The organism is uncultured Alistipes sp., assembly GCF_902388705.1.
Classification (GTDB): domain Bacteria; phylum Bacteroidota; class Bacteroidia; order Bacteroidales; family Rikenellaceae; genus Alistipes.
Genome location: NZ_CABMQJ010000006.1, coordinates 92,946 through 119,608 on the forward strand (window position 1 = coordinate 92,946; position 26,663 = coordinate 119,608).

Below are 26,663 nucleotides of genomic sequence, written 5' to 3' on the forward strand. Positions count from 1 at the left end.
ATGAAAAAATTATGGCTCCTGCTCTTCGCAGCATTTGCCGCAACAGGCTGCAAAGAGGACTCCGATCCCGAAATATTCTCCGGCAAAGACAACTACATCGCCTCGTTCGCGCTGACCAAGGACGGCGTAACCTACAACGCCACGATCTCGCAAGACCGGATCACGGTGACCGTTCCCTACAACGTGTCGCTCACGAATGCGGTTGCGACCTGCGAGATAGCCGAGAACGCTTCGATACAACCCGCCCCGGCGACCGTCACGGAGTGGGAACTGGACCGGCAATTCCTGGTCACCTCCTACAACAAGACGGACCGGGCCTATCTCTATTCGGTCGAATACGCAGATGTCGTTTCGGCCGGAAACGTCACCCTCGACACGCAGCAGGAAGTAACCAATTTCGGACAGACAGGCATCAGCGCCATCGACGGCAACCTGTCCATCGGAACACGCCGGAGCGATGATCCGGTCACGGATCTCGGCGGGCTGGAGCATATCGTTTCGGTCGGCAACAACCTCACGATCGGAGCCGTCTATGCCGGCAAAATGCTGGCCGGGAAAAGCTCGGGCCTCTCGAAACTGAAAGAGGTGCGCGGGAACATCGTCCTTTCGGAAGAGAACACTTCGCTGACCGACTTTTCCCTGCCGGCGCTCAAAACCGCGACAGGCAACATAACGCTGGTGAGCAAAGCGCTCGAATCCGTCGAAATGCCCGCTCTCGAACGTGTCGGCGGCACACTTGAAGTTCGCTCCAATGCGCTGGTTCTCATGACCGCCGACCTGCTCGCACAGATCGACGGCGGCATGACGCTCTCGGGCTCGACCTCGAAAACGCCAAGTGCCCCGTGCGATTATTTTTACTTCCCGGCGCTGCGAACCATCGCCGGCAACCTGTCGCTAAGCTATTTCAGCAGCCTGTCCAACACGGGAATTATCTTCCCCGTGCTTGCCCGGGCCGGAAACGTCACTTACGAAGCTCTGCCCAAAGCCAATGCATTCACACTTCCGGAAGCCACGACACTCGGCGACATATCCCTCACGTCCTGTTCGGCAATGACCGAAATATCGCTGCCCGTGCTGACGACGGCCGGTTCGCTCCAGTTCCAGGGCACCACTCAGGTCCGCAAATTCGAATGTCCGGAACTCGTTTCGCTCACCGGAACGCTCTACCTGGACCGGTTGGTTGCGTTCACCAGTCTGAAGACCGCCTTTCCGAAACTTACTCGGATCGATGGCAACCTCTATATGAGCAACCTGTCGTCGCTTGAAAACACGCTCGACCTCAGCGGCTATACCTTCGGCCCGGAAAGCATCGTAACCCTCCAGGCAACGACGCTCAGCAACCTCAAAACGATCGCCGGGTCGGACAATTTCGAAGGAGGGCTCTCAATCAACGGGACAGGGTTCACGCCGTCGCCGGCAAAACTGCCCTTCGCCCTTACAGGATTCAAATCGGTCCGGTCCTTCCATATCGCCGGATTCCCCATGCTGACGGAACTCTCACTTCCGATCGAAACCTGCGACGATCTGACGCTGGAAAGCTGCGGCGGCAACTCCGCTACCGGCCTGCGCCTGGAAATGCCTGCCCTGACCGAGGTTCGGAGGACGTTGCTGTGCCGAAGCCTGGGCCGTATGGACACCGGTTCGTCCGCAAGTTTCCCGAAACTCAAAAGCGTCGGCATACAACTCTCCATGTACACCAATGCCAGCTACCTCTCGGCGATCGATTTTCCGGTGCTGGAAACCGTCGGAAACGGGGAACCCATCGCGGAAAGCACGGCGGACGATTATGCGCTGATGCTTATGCCGGTAGGGTGTACGGGCGGATTCTCGCTCCCGAAACTCAAAACGGTGAACGGCAACGCCCTGTTCTCGACCTGGACGGCCGCCACGACCAAAGTGCCGAGCATCGCCTGTCCCGAACTCGCTACCGTAACGGGAAACCTGGAGATCGGCCATACCAACACCGCCTACAAGACCTCGGTGACCACCGGCCTCGATTTTCGACAGTTGCAGCAGGCCCGCTCGGTCCGGATCGGCAACCTCGCAGCGCTGAAGGACTTTTCGTTCTTTGCGGCCGTCGTCCCGCAACTTTCCGAAGAGACATGGAGTGTCACGGAGTGCGGCTACAACCCGACATGGAAGGATATGAACGACGGCAAATACATAGCGCAATGAGAAGCGACCGGCTCTTAAAAATGCTTTTCCTACTGTGCTGCTATATGTCTATGCCGCTCAGCGCAGCGGCGCAAAACCGCGTCGAACGCGACTCGACCCGGCGTTACGGCTGGAAAATCGGCATCGAACAGGTCGATGTGGTCGGTACGCGTCCGATGAAAAAGATCGGCACGCAGGAAACGACCATCGCAACGCGCGTCCTGCACGACAACATCGCCTCGCAGATGGCCGACGCCCTGAAATTCGGAACGTCGATCTATGTCAAGGAGTACGGACGCGCCACGCTTTCGACCGTCTCGTTCCGCGGAACCTCGCCTTCGCATACGCAGGTGACATGGAACGGCATGAAGATCAACTCCCCGATGCTGGGCATGGTCGATTTTTCGATGATCCCGTCCTATTTCATCGATGATGCGTCACTGCTGCACGGAACGTCGTCCGTAAACATCACGGGCGGCGGCCTGGGCGGCGCGGTGCTGCTCTCGACCAGGCCGGCCGACGCGCAGGGCTGCAACCTGCAATATGTCCAGGGCATCGGTATGTTCAAAACTTTCGACGAATACCTCCGTTTCACCTACGGCGACGAGCACTGGCAGTCCTCGACACGCGTCGTTTTCTCCTCGTCACCCAACGACTTTAAATACAAGAATTACCACAAGAAACTGAACGTATACGACGATGACCACAACATCATCAGCCAATATAATCCGGTGGAACGGAACAAAAGCGGCGATTTCCGCGACCTGCACCTGTTGCAGGAGGTTTATTACAACCGCGGCGACGGAAACCGGTTCGGGCTGAACGTCTGGTATCTCAATTCGAGCCGCGGCCTGCCCATGCTAGATGTCGACTACCGGGAAAATGCCGATTATTCCAACAAGCAGCGCGAGCAAACCCTGCGCAGCGTCCTTTCCTGGGACCATGTGCGCAAAAATTGGAAAACGGGGGTTAAAGCCGGATATATCCACACCTGGATGGCCTACGACTACGAAAAAGACCTGGGTAACGGACGATGGGAGAAGATGATCCGTTCGCGCAGCAGGATAAACACGTTCTATGCACAAGCGGAAGGCGAATATTCGATCGGCCGCAAACTGCTCATCACGGGTACGCTCTCCGCGCATCAGCACCTGGTACATACGACGGACAAGAACGTGCTCGACTCCCTGAGTGCCCAGCACCTCGGGCAGATACCGCCGGAAGAGGGCGATGCGAAACTCGCAGCCGTAGGTTACGACGAGGGCCGCATCGAACTGGAGGGCTGCGTGTCGGTCAAATGGCGGCCATGGGAGCGGCTGGGTCTGGCGCTGACGCTGCGCGAACAGATGTACGGTTCGGCATGGACCCCCATAATTCCGGCATTTTTCGCCGATGTCGTCCTCTCGAAGCGAGGAAACATCATCGCCAAGGCATCCATCTCGCGCAATTACCGGTTCCCGACGCTGAACGACCTCTATTTCCTGCCCGGCGGCAACCCGGAGCTGAAAAAAGAGCACGGATTCACCTATGACGGCGGCGTGGAATTCACCGTCGGACGCAAAAACAACTATTCGCTGCACGGCGAAGTCACATGGTTCGACTCCTATATAGACGACTGGATCGTCTGGCTGCCGACCTTCAAAGGGTTCTGGTCGCCGTCCAACATCAAGCGGGTTCATGCCTATGGCATCGAACTGAAAGGCAACCTCGATTGGATCGTAGCGACCGACTGGCACCTGCAACTGAACGGGAACTTCTCGTGGACACCCTCCATCAACCACGGCGATCCGGTCAGCTGGGGCGACGCTTCTATCGGCAAACAGCTCGTCTACGTTCCGGAATTTTCGGCTGCGCTCAATGGGCAACTGGACTGGAGAACATGGTCGCTGGGTTACAAATGGTGTTATTACAGCGAGCGTTTCACGACATCGAGCAACGAAACTAAAACCAAGATTTACGGCATATCGCCCTATCTCATGAGCGACGTTACGCTGGGAAAGCGCTTCGGAGCGCGCTGGGCGGACTTTTCGGTCAAGGCGCTCGTGAAAAACATTTTCAACGAGGAGTATCAGTCGGTACTCCAGCGCCCGATGCCGGGGATCAACTTCGAGATTTTCCTCGAAATAAGACCTAAATGGGGTAAACGGAAATAGCGGCATACGGCGGCGGGCCCTTTTAATCACGGAGAACCATTGCAAACAGTCCTGTAATTAATCCCGCCGCCGTTCTTTACAACTTGTTCGCGGGAGCCGGAGATTTTAGAGATTAGTTTACCGTTGTCTGCCATACAACGATTTACCTCCGGCTCCCCAAACAGGTTTTCGGCAGTTTGTTCGTCGCACCATTTAATAAAACGCTTCTGATGAAACGATTTTCCATCCTTCTCGTCCTGCTGACAATATGTTCAACTGCCGCCATCCTTTCGGGATGCACCTGCAAGGGGTGCCTGGGTTCTGAAGAGCATTTGTGGGCGGCTCCCTGCTGTGAGATCCGGCTCGGCATGACCGAATCGATGGATGTCACGGGAAGCAGGCAATATTCCGCCGTCGCCGTCGATCCGGATATTGCTACGGCGGCTGTCGATGAGCAGGGAGGGATTACCGTAACGGGGCGTTCGAAAGGGACCACGACAATTACCGTTACCGACCTTGTCTATAATCAAAGTGCGGAGATCGCGATCGAGGTGACAGATTTCTATTTCTGCCTGTTTATTTCGGGAGGAACGGACGACGACAAGACGATCATCCGGCGCAACGACGAGTTGTTCCTGCGACATACAGCCGCCTGCGAATATGCACTTATGCGCGGTAAATCTGAACCTACACTGGGCCAATTCACCGATTACGAACTGCTGCAAGAGGGAAGATACGCATTGACGGCTGACGGCGACGCAATCTGGCTATCGCTTACTCGCACCGGCGAAAGTCCGGTACTGTTCAACCTGAGCAGCACAGAGACCGAGTCGCTCGATCTTTTCCGCGCACTGCTCAGGGACGGCGCTGCTGCGATACCTGAAGATGCGCAGGCGAAACATTATCTTCGGATGAAAGAGATGCTTTCGGGCGAAACGTTCCAATGCCGGCTGGCTGTGGAAATTTCGTGGCCGAAAGATATGCAGGAAGCAAAATAAAACCGGAACCAATAAAACGGAGTCTTAAAAATGAAAACCTTTTTATACCATCTCTATTCAGCATTCTTTACAGCGGTAATCGTCTTGCTGGTGGCTTGCAACCTCGGCTCGACCATTTCCCTGGAAGATTTCGACATGCCGGTCTATACGCCTTCCTACGCTTCGGGCTTCGAGGTCGTCGGCGCCGAAGGACGGCAAAGCACGATCCTCCGGGTTTTCAACCCTTGGCAGGGCGCCGAGAACACCCAGACCACGCTCTTTATCGCCCGCAACGGCGAAAAAGCCCCGGCGGAATTTGCAGGACAGGTCGTCGAAGCCGGAGCCCGGCGGATCGTCTGCCTTTCCTCGACCTATGTGGCGATGTTAGATGCACTCGCACAGGCAGACCGCGTCGTAGGGGTTTCCGGAAGAAACTACATTTCGAACCAATACGTCACGACCCATCCCGAGGCTGTGGCGGACATCGGTTTCGACGGCAATATCGACTACGAAGTTCTGCTCGCACAGCAGCCCGATCTGGTGCTGTTGTTCGGCGTGAGCGGCGCCAGCGGCATGGAGTCGAAACTGCTCGAAATGGGCATTCCGTTCTGCTACATCGGCGAATATCTGGAGGAATCGCCGCTCGGCAAGGCCGAATGGCTGGTGGCCGTCGCGGAGATCACCGACAGCCGCGAAAAAGGCGAAGCGGTCTTCGGTCCGATCCCCGAACGCTACGATGCGCTCCGGGCAAAAGTCGCGGCAGCGACTTCGAAAAATCCCAACGTGATGATAAACACGCCCTATGCCGGGTCGTGGTTCATGGCTTCGACCGAGAGTTACGTCGCACGGCTCATCGCCGATGCCGGAGGGGACTATATCTATAAGAAGAATACTTCGAACCGTTCGCTGCCGATCGACCTCGAAGAGGCCTATCTGCTGACCTCGGCGGCCGATATATGGCTCAATGCAGGCAGCGCCTCGTCGCTCGGGGAACTGAAAGCGCAGTATCCGAAATTCGCCGCGACGCGGTGCGTACGAAGCGGCGCGGTCTACAACTGCAACAAGCGGATGAACCCCGCCGGAGGCAACGACTACTGGGAGTCGGGCGTGGCGCAGCCCGATGTCGTCCTGCACGACCTGATCGCGATCATGCGCCCCGAGGTGCTGGCCGCGGACGACCGGGAGTTATACTACTACCAGCGGCTCGAATAGTCAGCGGTCGATGCCTATAAATTGATCTGGTTGCCCTCGGCGAACAGCGAGTCGAGAAGCAGACACAACTCCTTTTTCAATTCTTCTTCGCCCACGTCGTTGTTCAGCGAAAAGAATTTTCCCGGCGGCGTACAATACTGCACCGTACTGGCCGCTCCACACGACTCAATGCCGCAGATAATGACCGCATCGACATCGTCCTCGTGGCGTAGCATGGCGTTGTAGAACGCCAGCAGGTACCGCGGAGTGCCGATCGGCGGAACAAGTACTATTGTACCCGACGCTTCGAATTTATCGGGTGAATTTACCACCTTTAGCCCATATCGCCCGGCAATCTCTCCGGCCATATCGGCCGAAACTCCATACAGTAAGATATTCATAACTGTCGTATTAAAAAAAGGCGCAGCCAACTATCTACTAATCTCTTTGACTTGTTATGGCAGTAACGCGTCTACACGCTGCCGCGCCTTTTGGTTATTACAAATCCGGATATACAACGAAATCAAACGCCCATTCCTCGGGGTCCTTTGACATCGAATCGACCTGGCAGGTCTTCTGACTGACTCCTGTTCCGAAGCCTTCCCGGTCTTGCGGCCAGTGGCTGAGATATTCGGAACTTTCTGCGGAGCTTCACAGCAGCGGGACTGTCCGGGATTTGCACCCGATTCCCTTTTCATTCCCCTCTTCGCCCGGAAGAGCGGGAAACCAAATCTGGAGGTAAAGATAGCGGTTTATTTTGAAAAGCAACCCCGGACTGTGATTTTTTTCACAGCAGGGCATCCGAAGTCGGAAGAAACGACTAATTTTGTCACATGGATTTTTCACTCCCGTATACCGCCGAAGATTTTACGGCCACGCTGCCCGCCGCCGACTACATCGCCTGCTTCCGCGATGCGGAGCGCATCGGGGGATACTGCCGTTCGTGCCCCAATTACGGCCGCAGCTGGGGTTGTCCGCCGTTCGGGTTCAGCGTCGAAGCGTACCTTTCGGGCTATGCCACGGCGTTGATTACCGCCACGAAGATCGTTCCGGCGGAGCGTGACATTCCGTTTTCGGAGGCAAAGCAACTTATTCTTCCCGAGCGCCGGCGCCTCGAACGGCGTTTGCTCGAAATGGAGCGGCAGTACGGCGGTCGTTCGTTCGCCTATGTCGGCACCTGCCTCTACTGCCCCGAGGGCGACTGCACGCGCCCCTCGGGAAAACCCTGCCGCCACCCGGAGTTGGTCCGACCTTCGCTCGAAGCGTGCGGTTTCGACATCGCGCGAACGACCTCCGAACTGTTTGGCATCGAACTGCAATGGGGTAAAGATGGCCGCCTGCCCGAATACCTGACGCTTGTCTGCGGGTTCTTCCACAATGCGGAAAATGTAATATGGAACGGATAAAGGCCGTTTTCAACTGGAGCGGAGGCAAGGACTCCGCCCATGCGCTGCTGCGGGCCGTGCAGTCCGGCCGCTATGAGATCACGGCCCTGCTGACCACCATAAACCGCGACACACGCCGTTCGACAATGCACGGTATTCCGACGGCACTACTGGAAGCGCAGGCCGCAAGCATCGGTATTCCCCTTTATATCGTGGGCCTGACGCCCAAAGGCAATATGGAGGACTACAGTTCGGCAATGTCCCGCGCCGTGGAGCTTTTCAAAGCCGAGGGCGTGACCCACTTTATTTTCGGCGATATTTTTCTGCACGATGTGCGCCGTTACCGGGAGGAGCAGCTTGCACCGCATGGCATCGCGGTCGTCGAGCCGCTTTGGGGACACTCTTCCGAAGCCGTCATGCGCGATTTTCTCGCATCGGGACTTCGGACTGTCATCGTAACCACGATGGCCGACGGACTCGGCGCCGACGCCATCGGCCGGGAGATCGACCACGGCTTTATCGCCTCCCTGCCTGCCGGGGTAGACCCCAACGGGGAAAACGGTGAGTATCACACATTTTGTTACGACGGTCCGATCTTCCGACAGCCCGTGCCGTTCCTGCTGGGACGGCCTTTTTCGCAAAACTACGACATCCGCCTCGACGACGGAACGACAAAGACTTATTCCTACTGGTTCGCAGACCTTCAAGCTCTAAATACAAATTCGGATGCAGGGCCAGTCCCTGCATCCGAATAACACACTACATCTTGGTTAGAGCGCGAATTTTGCGCCGATAAAGTAAGTGCGCGGAGCTGCCGGGCCGTAAATATAGGCAGCATCCTTATTCTGGCCGAAATCAAGGTCTTTCTGAAAACTGTCGAAAAGGTTTTTCACCCCGGCGTTCAGTTCCAGCCGCAGTTGTTTTGTGAGCCGGAAATTGTACGACAGCCGCAGGCCCATATCCCAGAAATCGGGCGTCAGACGCTCCATATCCCTCTCGATATACCCCGCATTGTGCTGCACGAGCATCCGACCCGTGTAGTTGCCGAACACCGAAGCCGTAAAATCGCGCGTGAGATTGACGTTCGCCGTGAGGTAACCGTAATGATCCGGAGAACGGAACATCCGCCGCTGGGGCGCCACATCGTCCGACCACTTTTCGGGTTCATCGTAACGGCTGCGCTGGAAGGTGTAGCCCAGTTGCAGTTCGAACCGTCCCGGAATGCCCGCCTTGGCTTCGGCTCCCACGCCGGCCACAGTGGCTCCCGAAGCGTTGCGGCGCTCCTTGATGATGTTGCCCTGGCTATCCTCGCCGATTTTCTCGAGCGTGAACACGTCCTCGAGCATCGTGTAGAATCCTTCGACGAGCAGGTTGGCCTGCACACGCCCGAAATTATGATACAGGTCCACCGATGCACTCAGGCTGTGCGAGTATTCGGGTTTGAGGTCCGGGGCGAGTCGAATGATCGCCACCTTGTTGTCCAAGGCGTCGATGTGCAGGTCCTCGTTGTAGGCCTGCGGCGCGCGGTAACCGCTCGAATAGCTGGCCCGCAGGCCGATCTTTTCCGTCGGGCTGTAACGCACATTTACGCGCGGCGAGAAGACGACGTTCTTCATCATGTTATGCTTGTCCACGCGGCCGCCAATCAGGAAATTGAGTTTCTCGCTCCGCCATTCGTTCTGGAAAAAGAAGCCCGTGCTGTGGGTGGTCTGCTCGAAGTCGCGCCCAAAGCCGAGGTATTTATCGTTCAGCGTATTGTAGTTGTACTCGACGCCCGCCGTCAGTTCCGAGGGCAGGAATAGCAGTTTATGGAAAGAGTAGGTATATTGGGCTCCCGCCACGAACGTCTTGTCGTCCGTAGCGCCATAGGCGTCGGGATTCTTGTCCGTACCGAAATAGCTGTCACGGTCGATGTTTTGCGCCGAAGTATAGATGCCCATCCGGTGGCGGTTGTTCGGACTGAACCAGTCGAATTTCAATCCGCCGCCGTCGATCTTGTGGTTCAGCTGTTCGGCGATATCGGCCATGTGGGGCGGCTGGTCGAACTCGTTGCCCCCGCGGCGAAACTCGTGGATATGGTGGTATTCCGCCGTCAGCCGCGTATAGGGCGAAGTTTTGTAATAGGCCCGGAATCCGGCCGTCTCGGAGTTGAGTTTCGGGATGTCCGAGAATCCGTCCCCGTTGCGGTCATACGAATCGCGGTCCTTAATCATGCCGAACAGGTAAACGCCCATTTTGTAGTCGTCGGAGACGAATGAGCCGTTGAGCGAGGTATTTAAGTCGGCCGTGCCGCCCTCGAAGATATTGGTCGTATTGGAGAGCGTGACAGAGTTGCGCAGCGGTTCCTTGGTGATGATATTGACCACACCGCCGATGGCATTCGCCCCGAACAGCGCCGAGCCGCCTCCGCGGATCACCTCGACCCGCTCGATCATTGCGACGGGCAGTTGCTCCAGTCCGTAGACCGATGCCAGCGAACTGAAGATCGGGCGGCTGTCGAGCAGCACCTGCGAATACTGCCCTTCGAGTCCGTTTATGCGCAGCTGGGTCGTTCCGCAGTTGCCGCAGTTGGTTTCGACGCGCAGTCCCGACTGGAAATTCATCGTTTCGGCCATGTTGCACGAGGCGGTCGATTCGAAGAGTTTGGCCGAAGTTACCGATACGATGGTCGGCGACGTTTTCTTGTTGGTCTCCGTCCGGCTGGCCGATACGACGACCTCTTCGACCGAAAGCGCCTCTTCAGTCAGTTCGAAATTGACCTCGATGGTCTTGTCGTGAATGATCTCGACCGTCTGCTCGGCACTCCTGTAACCCACGGACGAGGCGACGAGCGTAAAGCGGCCCTGCGGTAGGTTTTTCAGGAAATAGTGTCCCGTAGCATCGGTAGCGATGCCTATGGTCGTGCCTTTGACGGCGATGGTCGCAAAGGACAGGTGTTCGTGGGTTTTGGCATCGACGACATGGCCGGTGATGTTCGCGTCGCTCTGCTTTTTGGGCTTCACGGCGGATTCCTCCCCAGCGGAACATACCGCGGGGAACAGGAGCATGAGAAATGCTCCCAATATTCTTGCTTTCATGGAAAAATCCTTTTTTTGATGATTACTGATACATATACATGACAACAGGTGCGGGCAACAAGCCCGTCCCGTTCAGAATGGAATGTGTATCAGCAAGCGGGAGGCGCGCGCAGCCCGTAAATTTGGATCGGAGCGTCCTGCCGGACGGCCGGTTTTTGCGTTTTGAAAATGAAGGAAACCCCCAACAGCCGTAAGGCGAATGCAACGAGCGTCGCCGCCATCATTACCAGTAGCGACAAGTGTGCGATCAGCTGAAACTGCTGCGGGGTATGGCTGTGGCCGGGATTGTTCGAGGAGCCGGAGAAAGGGTGCGAGTGAACATAGATATGCCCGTCAATGTTGTGGGCATGGGGAAACAGCGTAACAGAACTCCAGTACCATGCAAAGAGTACCAGCAGCAATGCCGCACCTATGTTCCATTTGTATTTCCGCACTATTCTTTATATGATTCGCTCCAAAGATAACGAAAAAAAGATGAAAAATGCATTTATTTTTCCTGTCATCATAAGAAATGCGGACATATTGCGGACACACAAGACAAAACAAAAATCCCAAATGGTTATGTATTAATCATTTGGGATTTTTCAAAAGTACCCGGAGCCGGGGTCGAACCGGCACGACATTGCTGTCATTGGTGTTTGAGACCAACGCGTCTACCGATTCCGCCATCCGGGCAAGCCTCTTCCGTAGAATCGGGATGGCAAATATAGTGGATTCTTCCCAATTTTCAAAGAATCCGGTTATTTTTCAAAAAAAGTCCTTATTTTTTTCGCTTTGGCGGCACCGACCAGCGCAATCAGCTCTTCGACCGGAGCGGCTTTGACCTTGGCTACGGTGCGGAAATGCTGCAGGAGCGTGCGGATCGTCTTGTCGCCGATGCCTTCGATCTGCTCCAGTTCGCTGTGGATAAATGCCTTGCTGCGTTTCTGGCGGTGGAATGCGATGGCAAAACGGTGCACCTCTTCCTGAATGTGCGCCAGAAAATGGAAAAGGGGCGAAGTGGGACGGATGCCGACCAAAACGGGCGGGAAGCCGCAGAGCAGTTCGGAGGTGCGGTGACGATCGTTTTTGGCCAGTCCGGCAATCGGTATATCCAGTCCGAGATACTCCAGCACCTCGTGAATGACGCCCATCTGCCCTTTTCCGCCGTCGGCAATGATAAGGTCGGGCAGCCCGGCACCCTCCTGTTGCAGACGGCTGTAACGCCGAAAGACGACCTCGCGCATCGAAGCGTAATCGTCGGGCCCCTCCACGGTCTTGATGTTGAAATGGCGGTACTCCTTGCGTGCGGGTTTCCCGTCGCGGAACACCACGCACGAAGCTACCGGGTGCGCGCCCTGCAGATTGGAGTTGTCGAAACATTCGATATGCCGCGGCTGGCGGTCGAGGCGCAGCTCCTTTTGCAGGGCATTCATCAACCGCTCGGTATATCGTTCGGGATTCTTGATTTCGAGGTTCTTGAGCTGCTCGGCGCGGTAGATGCGGGCGCTCTTCTGCGAGAATTCGAGCAGTTCGAGTTTCTCGCCGCGTTTGGGCACCGTGAACGTCACGCCGTCGAACAGCAGCGTCGTCGAGGGCAGGAACGGCACGACGACCTCTTTGGCCAGCGTCCCGGCGATATGCTCGACGATATGCTGGATGGCGAGCGTCAGCATGTCGCGCTGGTCGCCTCCCACGCCCGTCTTGAGTTTCACGGTATAAATTCCCACGATCGATCCGTGACGGATGCGCACGAAGTTGCAGTAGGCCACATCGTCGTCTGGCAAGAGCGAAAAAACGTCCACGTCGACAATCTTCGCACTCACGATTACCGACTTGCCCGCGTAGTTGTCCAACGCGTCGAGGCGTTGTTTGTAGCGCTGTGCCAGCTCGAACTTCAATCCGGCGGCGGCATGTGCCATCTCACCCTCGAGGTAAGTGCGCACGGGACGCAAATCGCCCTTGAGCACCGAAACGACCATGTCGACCAACTGCCCGTACTCTTCCTCGCTCTGCAATCCCACACAGGGGCCCTTGCAGTTGCCCAGATGATACTGCAGGCAGACGGAGTATTTCCCTTTGGCAATCTGCCCGGGGTCGAGGTTGAGCTTGCAGGTGCGCAGCGGCACCACCTCGCGGACGAAATCCAGCACGCTGTGCTGCATCATCACCGAACTGTAAGGGCCGAAATACTGCGAGCCGTCGCGCGTCAGCTGGCGCGTCGACTGCACACGGGGGAAATGCTCGCGGCGCACCACAATCCACGGATAGGTTTTGTCATCCTTGAGCAGGATGTTGTAGCGCGGCTGCAGGGTCTTGATCAGCGAGTTCTCCAGCAGCAGGGCGTCGGTTTCGCTGTTCACGACGATATGGCGGATATCGGCGATCTGCCGCACCAGCACACGCACCTTGGCACTGTGCTCCTTGCTCTGCACGAAATAGGAGGAGACCCGTTTGCGCAGGCTCTTGGCCTTGCCGACATAGATAATCGTACCCGAACGGTCCAAGAACTGGTAGACGCCCGGCGCCAGAGGCAGCATCGCCACCTGCTCCTTGAGTTTGTTTTTTTCCGTTTCGGCCATAACTTATCGCAACGCAAATGTAACAAATATTTCGCAAAACCCGCCGCATCCGCACCGGAGGCTTGCCGAGGCTGCCGCGGCGGGCTGAATTGACCTGTAAAATCAACGAAAATGTCTGATTTTTTGTTTTATTCGTCGTAACGGCATATATTTGTGACTTAATGCAAACTAATCCAAGCCTATGAGAAAATTTCTGCTATTGTTCCTTCCAGCCGTATTCGCCATTTCGTGCATTGACAACGCCTACGACCTGTCGGATATAAACACGGACGACGTCACCATCGGCGACGAAGAGTCCGAATTCCGCCTGCCGCTGGCCACGGTCTACGTCAGCATGAACGAGTTGAACGAGGGTGGCATCGACATCAAGGCCCTCTTCGACGAGGCTAAAATCTGGCTGCCGACGGCACGTGCAGAAATAGACCTCAAACAACTCCTGCCCGGCTCGGCCTATACCGACACGCTGCTCGACGAACTGCTCGACGAGATGGCCGCGAGCGAGGCCAAGCTCACGCAAATCACCGACCTGATCTGGGCCAAATACAGGGAGCCGTTCCTCGACATTCCCGCACTTTCGCACATCTCCGACAAGGACGAAGCGCTGTTTAAAAAGACATTCAAGGAGTTGTTCCTCAACGAAACAGCTTTGCTCGAGGCCATTAAAGACCAGATAAAGGCCGAGGTCAAGAACCAGGCGCAGGGCTACCTGACCGAACTGAAGGTCGACGACGTGAAATACGACATCGGCAAAATCGACATCGGCAGCGACGTGGTGGACATGCTCGCGGAGAACCTCGACCCCGAAGGCACGGCGAACGCCAAAAACACGCTGCATATCTACGGAGAAATCACCAGCGCCCTGCCCATAAGCCTGGAAATAGACCCCTACTTCGCATCTACCGACGTACGGTTCTCGGTCAGGGTCGAACCGGGCAAGACGAACACAATCACCGGAACGCAGCTTTTCGAAAGCGACCTGCGGCAGATTATCGACGGTACGGACATCGTCATGCCCGTCACGCTGGACAAATATTTCCCCGGAACGGATTTCACGCCCGACCAGCAAATCGTAATCAGCCTGCGCCTCATCAAGCGCGGCGGACTGAAACTCAACCTCTAACCCTGCAACGCACATGAAAAAGATAATTTCCATCCTCGCTGCACTGTTAGCGGTATACGGCGTCGCGGCGCAAAACCCCACGAACTATTTCATCGAGGGAAACACCCTGCGCAGCCAGCTCAACCCGGCTTTCGCCCCGCTGCGCGGCTACGTCAACATCCCCGGACTGGGCGGACTGGACATCGGCACGGGCGGCAACCTGGCAATCGACAAGATACTCTATCCCCGCAACGGGAAACTCGTCACGCTGCTGGACAGCTCGGTATCGACCGCCAAGGCCCTTTCGGGACTCAAGGCCGACAACCTGCTGGGACTGGACACGCGTGTGAATATCATCGGATTCGGCGCTTTCACCCGCAACCACAAGAATTTCTGGTCATTCGACCTCAACGCACGCGTGAGCACCGATGCCACCCTGCCCTACTCGCTTTTCGAATTCCTCAAACGCGGCACGAGCAGCGACATCAGCGACATCGGCATCACGGCCGACAGCTACCTTGAAGCGGGTTTCAACTACTCGTTTCCGCTGCTCAACGACAAACTCTATATCGGCGTACGGGCCAAATTCCTCGTCGGAGCGGCCCGGGCCCGGATGTACTTCGACAAATTCAACGTGTCGCACAACGAAGACCGCTGGCTGATCGAGGCCGCAGGAGGACTCGACATCACGGCAGCAGGGCTCGACATCAAGACCAAGCTCAACGACGCCGGCGAAGAGATTTACAAGATGGACGACATCTCGCTCAAACCTACCTCGCCCGCCGGTTACGGCTTTGCCGTCGACCTGGGCGCGACGTACGACATCCTGCCCAACCTGCAGGCGTCGCTGGCGGTGAACGACCTGGGCTTCATCAGCTGGAGCAAAGGCAAGAACGCCACGGGCTTTTCGTCGAAAGAACTGTCGTTCACAGGCGTCACGGTCACGGAGGACGGCACGGAGTCGCCCAATTTCGACATCGATGTGCTGGAGTTCTACAAGGGCGAGGCCAGGAGCGTGTCGCGCATGCTGCGCGCGTCGGTCAACGCCGGACTCGAATACAAGGTATGGCGCCGCAAAATCGGCCTCGGCCTCCTGTACACGGCCCGCGTCTGGGAGTACAAGACCCTGCACAACATCACCGGCTCGGTCAATTTCCACCCCATCCACTGGTTCACGGTTACGGGAAGCTACTCGGTGATCGACAACCGCGGAGGAGCCATGGGGCTGGCGCTGAACCTGAATCCCAGCTGGCTCAACTTCTACATCGCCACGGATGTCGTGACGGTGAAGCACACGCCGCAGTTCATTCCGATCAAGCAAAGCGTGATGAACGTCACACTGGGCATCGGCGTGCCGCTCGGCAGACGCAGCCACCGTGGCCCGGCTTACTTTTGCTGCAGGAACAGGCGGTAATGAAACACACTGCCTCACACGAAAATCCCCGGCTGTTTCCAGCCGGGGATTTTTCGCGCCAGGGCTCCGGAAAATCCGGCAAAACGGGCATACAGCCGCCCTTCATGCGAAAAAAAGACAGCCCACCGTTACAAATACGCAGGGCTTTTCAGTATTTTAGGCGCACGAATGGCATATTCAGACAATGGCGTTGGTTTTTCGGAAACTTTATCTATCTTTGTCGTGTAGAGATTTCCGGAAAGCATTATCCGGGGATACAGGTATTTCCCAACCCGAATCTCCCTTGCGTCTAAAATATTGCGGCGGCCCCTCAAATCTGTGTGAAGTTGCGTCACTACTTTTGAATTCTTCAAAAAAAACGGGCCGTCGCAATCTTTTTTCCTTCCGGCAAAAATCATACCACAGCCCCTTCTTATTCCGGATAAAACAGGCCTATCCCGCCTCGACGGCCAGGCTCTGCTCCAAGGCGGCGCGCGCCGCCATCCGCCCTGCTTCGACAATCTCCCCGGAGCGGTAAAATTCGAAAATCCCGAAACTGTCCGCCGGAAGTTCGATCAGCAGGTCGGGCTTGTAGAGTTTGCACATCAGGCGTGCGATATGCTGCTGCATAATCTCCGACGAAGCGGTGAGCACCTTGTAATAGTTCAGGGACTTTTTCGTCGTTCCGTCGGCTGCGAACGGGGCGCTTACGTCCACGGCAATCAGCACGTCGCCCGGCTCGCGCCGCACACGGTTGAGCGGCAGCGGATTGACCGTACCGCCGTCGACCAGCACCATGTCGTCCTTGCGGACGGGCTGGAACACCGAGGGAATGGAGATCGAAGCCCGGATGGCATCGTACAGCCCCCCGCTATCGAGCACCACTTCGCGCCCCGTCAGCAAATCGGCCGCAACGGCCGCAAACGGGGTCGGCATCTGCTCGATATTCACGTCGGGCACCAACTCTTTCATCGCCTGTATCACCCGGTTGCCCTTGACGAGGCCCTCGGTGCTCAACGCAAAATCGACCAGGCTGAATACCTTATATTTATCCAGCGCGCACATCCACTCCTTGAACGGTTCGAGGTGCCCCGAGGCGTACATGCCCCCGACCAGTGCCCCCATCGAGGTCCCTGCCACCGCATGCACCTCGAATCCCTGACTTTCCAACTCCTCGATGGCCCCGATATGGGCCACACCGCGCGCTCCGCCGCCGGCAAGTACCAGTGCCGCTCTCCTTTTGCTCATAAACTGATTTTATTAATACGGTCCCGAACTTTTTTCCATGCATGGGTATCGAACAGACAACTTGCATGCATCGTGCCGCACATCTCACGGAAACGCGACATCGGAACGACAAAACTCAATACGCCCGCCTCCACCCACGGACGTACCGACGGATCGAACAGTCCGAGGAAGCATCTCCGGCCGCCGTTGCGGTTCTCCTGCACGGCCTGCGCCACGACCGAACTGCACCCCGAGCCGAAAGGCGACGCCACGGCGTCCGGCGCATTGTTGTCGAACGCAGCCCATGAAGCCAGCCCCGCAAGCACGTCGGGCGTCGCGAAAAAAAGCACCCCTTCCGCGCCGTCGAACGTCCCGGCCGTATCCGCGCGTACGAACTCGAGCCACGCTTTCGGCGCAGGATGCAGGTCGAGCGAAGCGATGAACTCCATAACCATCTCGGGCGTGCGCTTATAACACTCCTTGAGCGACACGAACTGCGGCACAAACTCCGGCATGGGGCTGAACCCCGTATAGAACTTTCCGCCCCCGCAACCGATATTCCCGGCGTTCAGGCTCACGGGCATACCCCGGCGGGCTTCCGCAAGGGCCTTGAAAAAACATCCTCCGACCTTTTCGACCGGACGCAGCGGCTCGCCGGTATAGCGGAACAGCAGCGGCAATTCCGGCATTTCGCCGAAAGCCTCCCTGTAAGCGTCGATAAATTCCTTCACATCCATATCTCACTCATTCGTTGGTAATCACATAATCCATAAAGACGTCGTGCGGCTCCACGGGCAACTCCCCGACCAGTTGGTGGGCATAGCAGACCCCGATCTTCACGGCCCGGAATCCGGGCTGCGAAAGGTATCTGTCGTAGTACCCACGGCCCCGCCCCATCCGGGCCCCGGCGCGCGTAAACGCCGTACCGGGAACGACCACGAGGTCAATCTCCGTCGGGTCGCAGGCCGCAGCAGCGCTACCCGGCTCGGCAATCCCGAAAGCCCCTGCGCCGAGTGCGGCCGGATCGTAGTCGCAGAACCGCATCGTATCGCCCTCGACACGCGGTAAGACGATCCGTTTCACGGCGCTCCACCGCACCAGCGCGGCATCGGTCGCGGGTTCGTCGGGCAGGGCGCAGAAAAGCGCCACGCACCGGGCATCCGCAAAGGACGCCAGCCCGCCGACACGGCCGAAGATGCGTTCCGACGCCGCGGCACGCTCTCCGGGAGCCAGCGAAAGGCTGCGTTTTTTCATCTCCGCGCGCAGTTCTTTTTTCGTCCTAAAATCCATCCGTTCAGGCATAAAATTCCCGGCTGTTTTTATTGTTATTCTGCAAACAATGGCTATCTTTGCGTCCGGGAACACAAATCACTAACAAATATAAACAAATTTAAATCATTATGAGCTGTTTTTTATCTAATTCCTCGCTCGGCAAGAAGTTAATAATGAGCGTGACGGGGTGCTTCCTCGTGCTCTTTATCCTCTTCCACATGTCCATGAACATCACGGCGATCATCTCGCCCGAGGCGTACAACATGATCTGCGAGTTCCTGGGCGCCAACTGGTATGCGCTGGCCGGCACCGCCGTACTGGCGGCAGGTGTCATCGTACACTTCATCTACGCCGTGATTCTCACGCTCGAAAACCGCAAGGCCCGCGGCTCGCAGCGCTACGCCGTAACGGTCGTGGAGCCGGGCGTCAAATGGGCTTCGAAGAACATGCTCGTGCTGGGCTTCATCATCCTGGGCGGCATGGTGCTCCACCTCTTCAACTTCTGGGCTAAAATGCAGCTCGTGGAGATCATGGGCGGACACGTCAACTCGCTGGGCTTCGGCCCCGCCGACGGCGCTTCGCTGATCGCCTACACGTTCTCGCAGTGGTACTACGTGGTAATCTACCTCGTATGGTTCTTCGCCCTCTGGTTCCACCTCACGCACGGCGTATGGTCGATGTTCCAGACCGTAGGCTGGGCCAACGACACGTGGTATCCCCGCCTGAAATGCATCGCCAACATCGTAGCGACCCTCATCTTCCTCGGCTTCGCTGCCGTCGTGGTAGTTTACTTCATCCAGAGCATTTGCCCCTGCTGCGCAGGAGCCTGCTAAATTCCGGTCGCAGGACATTTTCGCCCGCGCAGGCACACGGCCCGTCCGTATTGCAGGCGCAGAAAATGAAGATTAAAATTCAACAATAAACACACAACAGATATGGCTTTTAAATTAGATGCTAAAATTCCTGCCGGCGCTCTCGCAGAAAAGTGGAGCAACCACAAGGCAGCTATCAAGGTCGTAAGCCCCGCGAACAAACGCAAGCTCGACATCATCATCGTCGGAACCGGCCTGGGCGGTGCTTCCGCAGCCGCTTCGCTCGGCGAACTCGGATATAACGTAAAGGTATTCTGCATTCAGGATTCGCCCCGCCGCGCGCACTCGATTGCCGCACAGGGCGGTATCAACGCTGCGAAGAACTACCAGAACGACAACGACTCGGTATACCGCCTGTTCTACGACACCATCAAGGGCGGCGACTACCGCGCCCGCGAGGCCAACGTATACCGCCTGGCCGAAGTCGCCAACCTGATCATCGACCAGTGCGTGGCACAGGGCGTACCTTTCGCCCGCGAGTACGGCGGCCTGCTGGCCAACCGTTCGTTCGGCGGCGCGCAGGTATCGCGTACGTTCTACGCCCGCGGCCAGACGGGCCAGCAGCTCCTGCTGGGCGCCTACTCGGTGCTCAACAAGGAGATTGCAGCCGGCACGGTGAAGAGCTACCCGCGCCACGAGATGCTCGACATCGTCATCGAGGACGGCGAAGCCAAGGGTATCATCGCCCGCAACCTTGTGACCGGTGAAATCGAGCGCCACGGCGCACACGCCGTCGTAATCGCCACGGGCGGCTACGGCAACGTGTTCTTCCTTTCGACCAACGCCATGGCATCGAACGGCTCGGCCGCATTCCAGTGCTACCGCAAGGGTGCCGGCTTCGCCAACCCCTGCTTCACGCAGATTCACCCGACCTGCATCCCGGTTCACGGCGACCAGCAGTCGAAACTGACGCTCATGTCGGAGTCGCTGCGCAACGACGGCCGTATCTGGGTTCCCAAGAAACTCGAGGACGTGAAAGCCCTCCGCTCGGGCGCCAAGAAACCGTCGGACATCGCCGAGGAAGACCGCGACTACTACCTGGAGCGCCGCTACCCGGCATTCGGCAACCTCGTGCCGCGCGACGTGGCTTCGCGCGCCGCCAAGGAGCGCTGCGACGCTGGCTTCGGCGTAAACGAAACCGGACTGGCCGTGTTCCTCGACTTCAAGACCGCCATCGAGCGTCTGGGCAAGGACATCATCAAACAGCGCTACGGCAACCTGTTCGACATGTACGAGGAGATTACCGACGTAAGCCCCTACGAACAGCCGATGCAGATTTTCCCCGCCGTGCACTATACCATGGGCGGTATCTGGGTCGACTACAACCTGATGACCACCATCCCCGGCCTGTATGCCATCGGCGAGGCCAACTTCTCCGACCACGGCGCCAACCGCCTCGGCGCTTCGGCCCTGATGCAGGGCCTGGCGGACGGCTACTTCGTACTGCCCTACACCATCGGCGACTACCTCTCGCACAAAATCCAGGCGCCGAAAGTCAAGACCGACACCAAGGCGTTCGACGAGGCTGAAAAGGGTGTCCGGGAGAAGATTGCCAAACTGCTCTCAATCAACGGCAAGCAGTCGGTGGACGACATCCACAAGAAGCTCGGCCACATCATGTGGGACAACGTCGGCATGGCCCGCACCAAGGAGTCGCTCGAGAAGGCTATCGTCGAGATTCAGGCCCTGCGCAAGGAGTTCTGGAAAGACGTAAAGGTCGTAGGACAGGAGAAGGACTTCAACGTCGAACTGGAAAAAGCGCTGCGCCTGGCCGACTTCCTCGAACTGGGCGAACTGATGGCACGCGACGCACTCAACCGCGAGGAGTCCTGCGGCGGCCACTTCCGTTCGGAGCACCAGACCGAAGAGGGCGAAGCCAAGCGTGACGACGAACACTTCGTATATGCCGCCGTATGGGAGTACAAGGGCATGGACGAGGCTCCGGAGCTGACCAAAGAGCCGCTGAACTTCGAGTTCGTACATCCGGCACAGCGTAACTACAAAGACTGATTTTGACGTTGTATCACTTTAATAACAATTTGGAATTATGAATTTTACATTAAAGATATGGCGTCAAAAGGACGCCAAAGCAAAGGGTGGTTTCGAAACGTACAAAGTCGAAAACATCTCGGCCGACACCTCGTTCCTCGAGATGCTCGACATCCTGAACAATGACCTCATCCACCAGGGCAAAGAGCCCGTGGCATTCGACCACGACTGCCGCGAGGGTATCTGCGGCATGTGCTCGCTGCACATCGACGGCCATGCGCACGGCCCCGGCCAGGCGGCCACGACCTGCCAGATTTACATGCGCAAGTTCAAGGACGGCGCGACAATCACCATCGAACCGTGGCGTTCGGCGGCTTTCCCCGTCATCAAGGACCTCGTGGTGAACCGCTCGGCTTACGACCAGATTCTTCAGGCCGGCGGCTTCATCTCGGTACGCACGAACTCGGTGCCCGACGCCAATGCGATTCCTATCGCGCAGGCCGACGCCGAAGAGTCGATGGACGCTGCCGCCTGCATCGGCTGCGGGGCCTGTGCCGCAACCTGCAAGAACGGCTCGGCCATGCTGTTCGTCGCAGCGCGCGTATCGTCGCTCGCCAAGCTGCCGCAGGGCCGCGTGGAGGGTGCGCGCCGTGCCAAGGCAATGGTAGCCAAGATGGACGAACTGGGCTTCGGCAACTGCACCAACACGGGTGCCTGCCAGGCGGAGTGTCCCAAGTCGGTTTCCATCGCGCATATCGCACGCCTGAACCGCGAGTTCCTCGCGGCGAAGTTCGAGGACTAAAAGCCAAGGCGCTCCCGGGATTTTCCGGCGGGCGGAAAGCGGACGGCACACACACCCGCCGCCGCGGAAACATACGAAGCGGGAAACCGCAGTAAATGCAGCATTCGGAAAAGGTTGCGCGGACAAATGTCCCGGCAGCTTTTTCCGAATCTGTTTTCAGCGGAGCCGTCCGCTCCCAAACAAGGCTCCGGACAACCGAAACCGGGAGAGCCGACGCTACGGCAGCAGGCATTTCCCTGCAACGGTACTGTTCTTGCGATGCAGCAATAAACCAAAAACTTTCAGGCCATGGGCAAAATAGAATTCCCGACCGACCGTCGGGTCATCTCCACGCAGAACAACGGATTCGCCGGCAACGAACGGGACGAAACCCTAATCGACGAAAATTTACTGGAAACGGAGATTCCGCTGGACGACAGCATCCCCGACGTGGTACATGAAACCGAAGAGGCCGCGAGGCCCGTCTACGACGAGGAGGGCTACCGCAACGATCCGGGCGGGGAATAACACGCCCCCAGCTTCCGTGAGCGGCACACGGCCCGTGAGGACACGGCCCGGAACATCCTCACGGACAAAAAAAACCGCCGGTTCACCGACCCTGCGGACAATTACGAGGGGGGGGGTGACATTTCCCGACGGCCCCGTCCTTCCCGCACCAGATACGGACTTGGTCGTGACCGGTGTGAGGGCCTATACGGGCCGGAGAGTTGAGAACAGGCGACAGGCAAAAGCGCGCCATCTCCGGATAAGCGAGCAGGCAGGGCGGAATCCGATAACGATTCCGCCCTGCCTGCAATAACCGGATTTCCAGGCCCTGTCCGGGGTCAAATCACCGGATATCGAAACCGCCCCGTTATTACTTGGGGCGAATCGACGAAAGCCGCGCCACCTGCCGCAGGTCGAACACCCCGTAGATATTCACCACGACCGTTTCTTTCACGCCGTAGGTAATCATCACCAGCTCCGACTTGACCGACATCGCAGTTTCACGGATATAGAATTTGGTGGTCTGGCCGTTTTCCGTGCCGGAGGTCACCGGATGGAACTTCCGGTCGGCGGCAACGGCGGCCTCTGCATCCCGGACGAACTGCGCCCCGTCGCCCTCCTTGAGGGCGATGATACGGATATACTGAATATCCTCCAACAGCACGGCGAGTCCCTTGTCCCCCCTTTCTGCGGCCTGACGGCTCATCATCTGCATCATCTTCTGCTCGAGCTGCACGCTCGTGTAGCCCCCGGCCGCCGCATAACGCCCGAAAAAGTCGTTCACGGCATTGCTCTGGGCCGCAACCAGCTGCGGAAGAAGCAGTATCAATATCAACAACAATCGTTTCATAATCGTTCCGGATAAAATTACAGGGAAAGCGTGTAGGAAAAACCGAACGAGAAAGTATGGCATGCGGGACCCGCATTGTTTTTAAACAGCGGCGTCAGTCCGTACCGGCCGTAAAAGCCGAACCCGCGGTAGGCGACCGACGCCCCCAGGCCGAACTGGTAAGACCGGAAACCGGAGAGGCTGTTTTTCTCTTTGGGTTTCTTGTAGATTGCATCGGCCCCCAGCAGGAAGTCGGAATAGGCGACAGCCGTAATGCGGAAATGCTTTGCAGGCCTGTAGATCAGCCGCACGGGGAGGCCGAGCGACGATGTGACGACTTTCGATTTATCGGCAGGCTCGTCCAACGCCACGGGAACGATACGTCCGTCCCGGTTGCCGAGCGTGATGCCGTTGTCGGCCAGGCGGAAATTATCGAGCGTATACTGGAAGCCGAGGCCGAGGCTCAACGTGCGGCTCCGGTTCAGCGACAGGCATAGCTGCACCGCCGAGAAGCTGAAATGGAACGACGGGCCCAGCCGCTGGTCGAGGAAGTCCTTTTCACCGGGTGCGTAGTCCGAATAATCGACGCCCGTCAGCTGTGTAAAACCGAATTCCATATCGCTCAGGATATTGAGTTCGACACGGGGCGATTTCAGCTCCATTTTCTGCATCGGCGTATGGCCCAGCGTAAGGCCGAACCCGGCCACCTCGAGCACCACGCTGCCGTCGTTTCCCCCTTCGCGCAGCGTCACCAGCCCGCTGTCCATCGCATCGATCCGCCGCAGCGTGTCAATCCCCACCGAATCGCGGTTCACCGTTTCGATATTCAGCCGCCGGCCGTCCGCGCGACGGTAGTAGCGCATCGAATCGGTACGCTGGGCCGCCGCAGGAAGCAGCGCAAACAGGAGCAGCAGCCCTGTGATTACAAGTTGTTTTTTCATGGCAATATCCGTTTTTAATCGTTTTCAATCAATTCATCGACAATCACCCCGGGATCGCTGAACTCCGAAAATGCCTGCAGGTAAACCGTCGCCTGTAGGGCAACCTCTTTGTCATAGACCGCCACCCCGTCGATATAACAATAGGGCCTGCGCAGGTACTCCACGCACAGGAAAAGTCCCAACACCACGGCTGCAGCCGCAGCCATGCCGCACAGCCGCAGGGTCATACGCCTTGCGGCAGGGTTGTTACCGGCAGGCCTGCGGGCTGCGGGCAAACGCTCCGCAGCAAGTCCGTCCATACCGCAGAACATCGTGCGGGCATACAGCAGGCTGGCATCCACCTCATCCTCCATCTGGAAATAGGCGCGCAGTTCGGCCTCTTCGTCGTCGGTCGTCCGTGCGTCAAAATAGCACTCCAGCAACTTTTCAATCCTTTCTTTCCGCTCTTTCATCGTCCATCATTTTTTTCAGTACCTCTCTCAATCCGCTACGGGCGCGGGAGAGAATCACACGCACCTGCGCTTCGTCGCACGCAACCATACCGGCAATCTCATGGGTCGGGTAACCCTCGATATCTTTCAGGTGGAGCACCTCGCGCTGCCGCTGCGGCAACTCCGCCATGGCCCTGCGCACCAAATCGCGCGCCTCCCACTGCTCGGCTCCGCCCGACGACGAGCGCTCGGCCCATCCTGCCAGCACACCGTCACGCCGCTCACCGGCCCGCCGCCGGCGCAGGTTGTCGTAACAGCGGTTGCGCACGGCCGTCATCACGAAAGAAGCGATATTGCGGCAGCCGTCGAGCCGGCTGCGCTCCCGCCACAACCGCTCCAACAGGTCGTGCGTCACGTCTTCCGCCTCGTCGGCGCAGAGCAGCAGGCTCTGCGCATAGCGGAACATACGGTCGCGCAACGGTACCACATATCGGTCGAATTCGATTTCTTTCATTGTACTTGTAAGACGAAGCTAAAAGCCAAAACGCAACACCGGGAGCTCAAATATCGCTTTTTTTTCGTCCGCCCCACCCTTTTTGCCCCGGATTCGCAGCGACTATTATATAGGTATGAAAAAAAATCGATGTTTTTTGCAAAAATTTAGTACTTTGCATTGCATAATACTAAAAACTGTATTATATTTGTAATACCAAAGTAGTAGTAAACCGGAAATATTAACCCTAAAAATACCTTTACGACTATGAAAGAAACAGTTAACGTCAATATCGGCTCGCAGGCATTCACCCTCGACGAAGATGCCTACCGCGTGCTCCGGAGTTATCTCGAAGACATACGCAGCCGCCTGCCCGAATACGATACCGAAACCATGGGCGACATCGAGGTTCGCATCGCCGAGATCTTCCGCGAAATCGTTTCCTCGCCGATGCGGGTCATCACCCTCGACACGGTACGCGCGGCGATGCACCGGATGGGTGCGCCCTCGGACTTCGGCGAACGCCGCGGCAGCGCCGCACCCGCGGAAGACGAAGAGGCTGCGGAAGCGGAGCCCCGCAAGCTTTACCGGTCGCGCACCGACCGTTCGATTGCAGGCATCTGCGGCGGACTGGCCGAATTCTTCAAGGTCGACGTGACGGTACTGCGCCTCATCACCCTGTTCCTGATACTTTTCGGCGGACTATCCATCTGGGCCTATATCATCCTCTGGATCATCATCCCGGAACAGCCCGCCCCGAAATTCAATATAAACCGTAAAAAAAGATAAACCATGGCAACGAACAACACCAAAAGACTTTACCGCGTGTCCGACGGCATCATAGCCGGCGTCTGCGGCGGACTGGCCGAATTTTTCGGACTCGACGCATCACTCATACGCATCGCAACCCTGATTCTCGTACTTTTCGGCGGACTTTCGCTCTGGGTTTACATCATCCTCTGGCTGATCGTACCGAAAGCACCGAAGCGATTAACCGAATAAAGCATTATGGCTGAAGACAACGTAAAAGCGCAAATGCGCAAAGGAATCCTGGAGTACTGCATCCTCGCCATTCTCTCCCGCGAAGATTCGTATGCTCCGAAGATCATCGCCGAACTCAAAGAGGCCGAGATGATCGTAGTCGAGGGTACGCTGTACCCGATCCTCACCCGGCAAAAGAACTCGGGACTTCTGACCTACCGTTGGGAAGAATCCCCACAGGGACCGCCCCGCAAGTACTACACGCTGACCGAAAAGGGACGCGAATACCTCAAAACCCTCGATGAGGCCTGGGACGAACTGGTGGGACAGATACAAGTCATTCGTCACGGAAAACAATAACCCTTAAATAA

At 57.3% G+C, this 26,663-nt stretch carries 26 protein-coding genes, 1 tRNA gene and 1 riboswitch; of the genes, 15 read left to right on the top strand and 12 right to left on the bottom strand.

Annotation, left to right across the window (positions count from 1 at the left end; translation table 11 throughout):
- The 4 genes from QZT71_RS03700 (at nucleotide 1) to QZT71_RS03715 (ending at nucleotide 6,475) form a co-directional block, all read left to right on the top strand.
- Nucleotides 1-2,175, top strand: coding sequence for a hypothetical protein (locus QZT71_RS03700; RefSeq protein ID WP_295912592.1), 2,175 nt, complete (start codon nucleotides 1-3; stop codon nucleotides 2,173-2,175).
- A gap of 50 nt (nucleotides 2,176-2,225) precedes the next feature.
- Complete coding sequence (locus QZT71_RS03705) at nucleotides 2,226-4,307, top strand: TonB-dependent siderophore receptor (protein ID WP_295912594.1); 2,082 nt, start codon at nucleotides 2,226-2,228, stop codon at nucleotides 4,305-4,307.
- 209 nt (nucleotides 4,308-4,516) lie between these two features.
- Entirely contained in the window at nucleotides 4,517-5,284 is a 768-nt protein-coding gene (locus QZT71_RS03710; RefSeq protein WP_295912597.1) for a pilus assembly protein N-terminal domain-containing protein, read from the top strand.
- Between the two features lie 30 nt (nucleotides 5,285-5,314).
- Nucleotides 5,315-6,475 carry an ABC transporter substrate-binding protein gene (locus QZT71_RS03715; protein ID WP_295912599.1) on the top strand — a complete coding sequence of 387 codons (1,161 nt, stop codon included), beginning with the start codon at nucleotides 5,315-5,317 and terminating at the stop codon, nucleotides 6,473-6,475.
- A 14-nt stretch (nucleotides 6,476-6,489) separates the two neighbouring features.
- On the opposite strand, the gene QZT71_RS03720 is transcribed toward QZT71_RS03715, so the two are convergent.
- Entirely contained in the window at nucleotides 6,490-6,855 is a 366-nt protein-coding gene (locus tag QZT71_RS03720) for a hypothetical protein (protein ID WP_295912600.1), read from the bottom strand.
- Nucleotides 6,856-7,002: 147 nt separating this feature from the next.
- A riboswitch (cobalamin riboswitch) is annotated at nucleotides 7,003-7,200 on the bottom strand.
- Between the two features lie 87 nt (nucleotides 7,201-7,287).
- On the opposite strand from QZT71_RS03720, the gene QZT71_RS03725 reads away from it, so the two are divergent.
- Together QZT71_RS03725 and QZT71_RS03730 are read left to right on the top strand one after the other, a co-directional pair.
- Complete coding sequence (locus tag QZT71_RS03725) at nucleotides 7,288-7,860, top strand: DUF2284 domain-containing protein (protein ID WP_295912602.1); 573 nt, start codon at nucleotides 7,288-7,290, stop codon at nucleotides 7,858-7,860.
- Nucleotides 7,848-8,594 (top strand): adenine nucleotide alpha hydrolase, encoded by a 747-nt coding sequence (locus tag QZT71_RS03730; protein WP_295912604.1) that lies wholly within the window; start codon nucleotides 7,848-7,850, stop codon nucleotides 8,592-8,594. Before QZT71_RS03725 ends, QZT71_RS03730 begins: the two co-directional genes overlap by 13 nt.
- 15 nt (nucleotides 8,595-8,609) lie before the next feature.
- Here the strand turns inward: QZT71_RS03730 and QZT71_RS03735 are convergent, their stop codons facing one another.
- The 4 genes from QZT71_RS03735 to uvrC form a co-directional block, all read right to left on the bottom strand.
- Nucleotides 8,610-10,916 (bottom strand): TonB-dependent receptor, encoded by a 2,307-nt coding sequence (locus QZT71_RS03735; RefSeq protein ID WP_295912605.1) that lies wholly within the window; start codon nucleotides 10,914-10,916, stop codon nucleotides 8,610-8,612.
- 89 nt (nucleotides 10,917-11,005) lie between these two features.
- Complete coding sequence (locus QZT71_RS03740) at nucleotides 11,006-11,317, bottom strand: hypothetical protein (protein WP_295912607.1); 312 nt, start codon at nucleotides 11,315-11,317, stop codon at nucleotides 11,006-11,008.
- A gap of 190 nt (nucleotides 11,318-11,507) precedes the next feature.
- A tRNA-Leu gene (locus QZT71_RS03745) sits at nucleotides 11,508-11,591 on the bottom strand.
- 65 nt (nucleotides 11,592-11,656) lie between these two features.
- Entirely contained in the window at nucleotides 11,657-13,477 is a 1,821-nt protein-coding gene (gene uvrC, locus QZT71_RS03750) for an excinuclease ABC subunit UvrC (protein ID WP_295912610.1), read from the bottom strand.
- A gap of 181 nt (nucleotides 13,478-13,658) precedes the next feature.
- Here uvrC and QZT71_RS03755 point away from each other — a divergent pair, with 181 nt between their 5' ends.
- Complete coding sequence (locus QZT71_RS03755) at nucleotides 13,659-14,597, top strand: hypothetical protein (protein WP_295912611.1); 939 nt, start codon at nucleotides 13,659-13,661, stop codon at nucleotides 14,595-14,597.
- A 13-nt stretch (nucleotides 14,598-14,610) separates the two neighbouring features.
- Nucleotides 14,611-15,990, top strand: coding sequence for a DUF5723 family protein (locus QZT71_RS03760; RefSeq protein WP_295912612.1), 1,380 nt, complete (start codon nucleotides 14,611-14,613; stop codon nucleotides 15,988-15,990).
- A gap of 432 nt (nucleotides 15,991-16,422) precedes the next feature.
- Here QZT71_RS03760 and QZT71_RS03765 read toward each other — a convergent pair whose 3' ends face one another.
- The 3 genes from QZT71_RS03765 to QZT71_RS03775 are packed head-to-tail and all read right to left on the bottom strand — an operon-like array spanning nucleotide 16,423 to nucleotide 18,450.
- Nucleotides 16,423-17,217, bottom strand: coding sequence for a patatin-like phospholipase family protein (locus tag QZT71_RS03765; protein WP_295912613.1), 795 nt, complete (start codon nucleotides 17,215-17,217; stop codon nucleotides 16,423-16,425).
- Nucleotides 17,214-17,933 (bottom strand): DUF169 domain-containing protein, encoded by a 720-nt coding sequence (locus QZT71_RS03770; RefSeq protein WP_295912616.1) that lies wholly within the window; start codon nucleotides 17,931-17,933, stop codon nucleotides 17,214-17,216. Before QZT71_RS03770 ends, QZT71_RS03765 begins: the two co-directional genes overlap by 4 nt.
- A gap of 7 nt (nucleotides 17,934-17,940) precedes the next feature.
- Nucleotides 17,941-18,450 (bottom strand): 5-formyltetrahydrofolate cyclo-ligase, encoded by a 510-nt coding sequence (locus QZT71_RS03775; RefSeq protein WP_295912618.1) that lies wholly within the window; start codon nucleotides 18,448-18,450, stop codon nucleotides 17,941-17,943.
- A 146-nt stretch (nucleotides 18,451-18,596) separates the two neighbouring features.
- On the opposite strand from QZT71_RS03775, the gene QZT71_RS03780 reads away from it, so the two are divergent.
- The 4 genes from QZT71_RS03780 to QZT71_RS03795 all read left to right on the top strand — a co-directional run bounded on the left by QZT71_RS03780 (nucleotide 18,597) and on the right by QZT71_RS03795 (nucleotide 22,638).
- Nucleotides 18,597-19,301, top strand: a complete 705-nt coding sequence (locus tag QZT71_RS03780; protein WP_295912621.1) for a succinate dehydrogenase cytochrome b subunit — start codon at nucleotides 18,597-18,599, stop codon at nucleotides 19,299-19,301.
- Nucleotides 19,302-19,403: 102 nt separating this feature from the next.
- The gene (locus tag QZT71_RS03785; RefSeq protein ID WP_295912624.1) at nucleotides 19,404-21,350 is read left to right on the top strand and encodes a fumarate reductase/succinate dehydrogenase flavoprotein subunit; all 1,947 of its coding nucleotides are present in this window, start codon (nucleotides 19,404-19,406) and stop codon (nucleotides 21,348-21,350) included.
- A 37-nt stretch (nucleotides 21,351-21,387) separates the two neighbouring features.
- The gene (locus QZT71_RS03790; RefSeq protein ID WP_295912626.1) at nucleotides 21,388-22,131 is read left to right on the top strand and encodes a succinate dehydrogenase/fumarate reductase iron-sulfur subunit; all 744 of its coding nucleotides are present in this window, start codon (nucleotides 21,388-21,390) and stop codon (nucleotides 22,129-22,131) included.
- Nucleotides 22,132-22,419: 288 nt separating this feature from the next.
- Nucleotides 22,420-22,638, top strand: a complete 219-nt coding sequence (locus QZT71_RS03795; RefSeq protein WP_295912627.1) for a hypothetical protein — start codon at nucleotides 22,420-22,422, stop codon at nucleotides 22,636-22,638.
- Nucleotides 22,639-22,987: 349 nt separating this feature from the next.
- On the opposite strand, the gene QZT71_RS03800 is transcribed toward QZT71_RS03795, so the two are convergent.
- The 4 genes from QZT71_RS03800 to QZT71_RS03815 are packed head-to-tail and all read right to left on the bottom strand — an operon-like array spanning nucleotide 22,988 to nucleotide 25,332.
- Complete coding sequence (locus tag QZT71_RS03800) at nucleotides 22,988-23,467, bottom strand: DUF4252 domain-containing protein (RefSeq protein ID WP_295912629.1); 480 nt, start codon at nucleotides 23,465-23,467, stop codon at nucleotides 22,988-22,990.
- Nucleotides 23,468-23,484: 17 nt separating this feature from the next.
- Nucleotides 23,485-24,387 (bottom strand): hypothetical protein, encoded by a 903-nt coding sequence (locus QZT71_RS03805; RefSeq protein WP_295912630.1) that lies wholly within the window; start codon nucleotides 24,385-24,387, stop codon nucleotides 23,485-23,487.
- Between the two features lie 14 nt (nucleotides 24,388-24,401).
- A complete protein-coding gene (locus tag QZT71_RS03810) occupies nucleotides 24,402-24,839 on the bottom strand; it encodes a hypothetical protein (RefSeq protein WP_295912633.1) in 438 nt (145 codons plus the stop codon).
- On the bottom strand, nucleotides 24,814-25,332 hold the full coding sequence (locus tag QZT71_RS03815) for an RNA polymerase sigma factor (RefSeq protein ID WP_295912636.1): 519 nt from the start codon (nucleotides 25,330-25,332) through the stop codon (nucleotides 24,814-24,816). Before QZT71_RS03815 ends, QZT71_RS03810 begins: the two co-directional genes overlap by 26 nt.
- 246 nt (nucleotides 25,333-25,578) lie before the next feature.
- Here QZT71_RS03815 and QZT71_RS03820 point away from each other — a divergent pair, with 246 nt between their 5' ends.
- From QZT71_RS03820 to QZT71_RS03830, 3 genes are read left to right on the top strand one after another with little or no spacing between them, the layout of a single operon-like run.
- A complete protein-coding gene (locus QZT71_RS03820; RefSeq protein WP_295912639.1) occupies nucleotides 25,579-26,100 on the top strand; it encodes a PspC domain-containing protein in 522 nt (173 codons plus the stop codon).
- 3 nt (nucleotides 26,101-26,103) lie between these two features.
- Nucleotides 26,104-26,313, top strand: a complete 210-nt coding sequence (locus tag QZT71_RS03825; protein ID WP_295912641.1) for a PspC domain-containing protein — start codon at nucleotides 26,104-26,106, stop codon at nucleotides 26,311-26,313.
- 6 nt (nucleotides 26,314-26,319) lie between these two features.
- Nucleotides 26,320-26,652 carry a PadR family transcriptional regulator gene (locus QZT71_RS03830; protein ID WP_295912644.1) on the top strand — a complete coding sequence of 111 codons (333 nt, stop codon included), beginning with the start codon at nucleotides 26,320-26,322 and terminating at the stop codon, nucleotides 26,650-26,652.
- Nucleotides 26,653-26,663 lie beyond the last annotated feature (11 nt).

What these genes read in the sequence shown, in the direction of transcription:
- QZT71_RS03810 (WP_295912633.1), bottom strand. Translation starts at nt 24,839, where the DNA reads ATGAAAGAGCGGAAAGAAAGGATTGAAAAGTTGCTGGAGTGCTATTTT.
- QZT71_RS03730 (WP_295912604.1), top strand. Translation starts at nt 7,848, where the DNA reads ATGGAACGGATAAAGGCCGTTTTCAACTGGAGCGGAGGCAAGGACTCC.
- QZT71_RS03800 (WP_295912629.1), bottom strand. Translation starts at nt 23,467, where the DNA reads ATGAAACGATTGTTGTTGATATTGATACTGCTTCTTCCGCAGCTGGTT.
- QZT71_RS03820 (WP_295912639.1), top strand. Translation starts at nt 25,579, where the DNA reads ATGAAAGAAACAGTTAACGTCAATATCGGCTCGCAGGCATTCACCCTC.
- QZT71_RS03830 (WP_295912644.1), top strand. Translation starts at nt 26,320, where the DNA reads ATGGCTGAAGACAACGTAAAAGCGCAAATGCGCAAAGGAATCCTGGAG.
- QZT71_RS03815 (WP_295912636.1), bottom strand. Translation starts at nt 25,332, where the DNA reads ATGAAAGAAATCGAATTCGACCGATATGTGGTACCGTTGCGCGACCGT.
- QZT71_RS03775 (WP_295912618.1), bottom strand. Translation starts at nt 18,450, where the DNA reads ATGAAAAAACGCAGCCTTTCGCTGGCTCCCGGAGAGCGTGCCGCGGCG.
- QZT71_RS03825 (WP_295912641.1), top strand. Translation starts at nt 26,104, where the DNA reads ATGGCAACGAACAACACCAAAAGACTTTACCGCGTGTCCGACGGCATC.
- QZT71_RS03805 (WP_295912630.1), bottom strand. Translation starts at nt 24,387, where the DNA reads ATGAAAAAACAACTTGTAATCACAGGGCTGCTGCTCCTGTTTGCGCTG.
- QZT71_RS03700 (WP_295912592.1), top strand. Translation starts at nt 1, where the DNA reads ATGAAAAAATTATGGCTCCTGCTCTTCGCAGCATTTGCCGCAACAGGC.
- QZT71_RS03755 (WP_295912611.1), top strand. Translation starts at nt 13,659, where the DNA reads ATGAGAAAATTTCTGCTATTGTTCCTTCCAGCCGTATTCGCCATTTCG.
- QZT71_RS03770 (WP_295912616.1), bottom strand. Translation starts at nt 17,933, where the DNA reads ATGGATGTGAAGGAATTTATCGACGCTTACAGGGAGGCTTTCGGCGAA.
- uvrC (WP_295912610.1), bottom strand. Translation starts at nt 13,477, where the DNA reads ATGGCCGAAACGGAAAAAAACAAACTCAAGGAGCAGGTGGCGATGCTG.
- QZT71_RS03735 (WP_295912605.1), bottom strand. Translation starts at nt 10,916, where the DNA reads ATGAAAGCAAGAATATTGGGAGCATTTCTCATGCTCCTGTTCCCCGCG.
- QZT71_RS03715 (WP_295912599.1), top strand. Translation starts at nt 5,315, where the DNA reads ATGAAAACCTTTTTATACCATCTCTATTCAGCATTCTTTACAGCGGTA.
- QZT71_RS03795 (WP_295912627.1), top strand. Translation starts at nt 22,420, where the DNA reads ATGGGCAAAATAGAATTCCCGACCGACCGTCGGGTCATCTCCACGCAG.
- QZT71_RS03710 (WP_295912597.1), top strand. Translation starts at nt 4,517, where the DNA reads ATGAAACGATTTTCCATCCTTCTCGTCCTGCTGACAATATGTTCAACT.
- QZT71_RS03725 (WP_295912602.1), top strand. Translation starts at nt 7,288, where the DNA reads ATGGATTTTTCACTCCCGTATACCGCCGAAGATTTTACGGCCACGCTG.
- QZT71_RS03765 (WP_295912613.1), bottom strand. Translation starts at nt 17,217, where the DNA reads ATGAGCAAAAGGAGAGCGGCACTGGTACTTGCCGGCGGCGGAGCGCGC.
- QZT71_RS03780 (WP_295912621.1), top strand. Translation starts at nt 18,597, where the DNA reads ATGAGCTGTTTTTTATCTAATTCCTCGCTCGGCAAGAAGTTAATAATG.
- QZT71_RS03720 (WP_295912600.1), bottom strand. Translation starts at nt 6,855, where the DNA reads ATGAATATCTTACTGTATGGAGTTTCGGCCGATATGGCCGGAGAGATT.
- QZT71_RS03760 (WP_295912612.1), top strand. Translation starts at nt 14,611, where the DNA reads ATGAAAAAGATAATTTCCATCCTCGCTGCACTGTTAGCGGTATACGGC.
- QZT71_RS03790 (WP_295912626.1), top strand. Translation starts at nt 21,388, where the DNA reads ATGAATTTTACATTAAAGATATGGCGTCAAAAGGACGCCAAAGCAAAG.
- QZT71_RS03705 (WP_295912594.1), top strand. Translation starts at nt 2,226, where the DNA reads ATGCCGCTCAGCGCAGCGGCGCAAAACCGCGTCGAACGCGACTCGACC.
- QZT71_RS03785 (WP_295912624.1), top strand. Translation starts at nt 19,404, where the DNA reads ATGGCTTTTAAATTAGATGCTAAAATTCCTGCCGGCGCTCTCGCAGAA.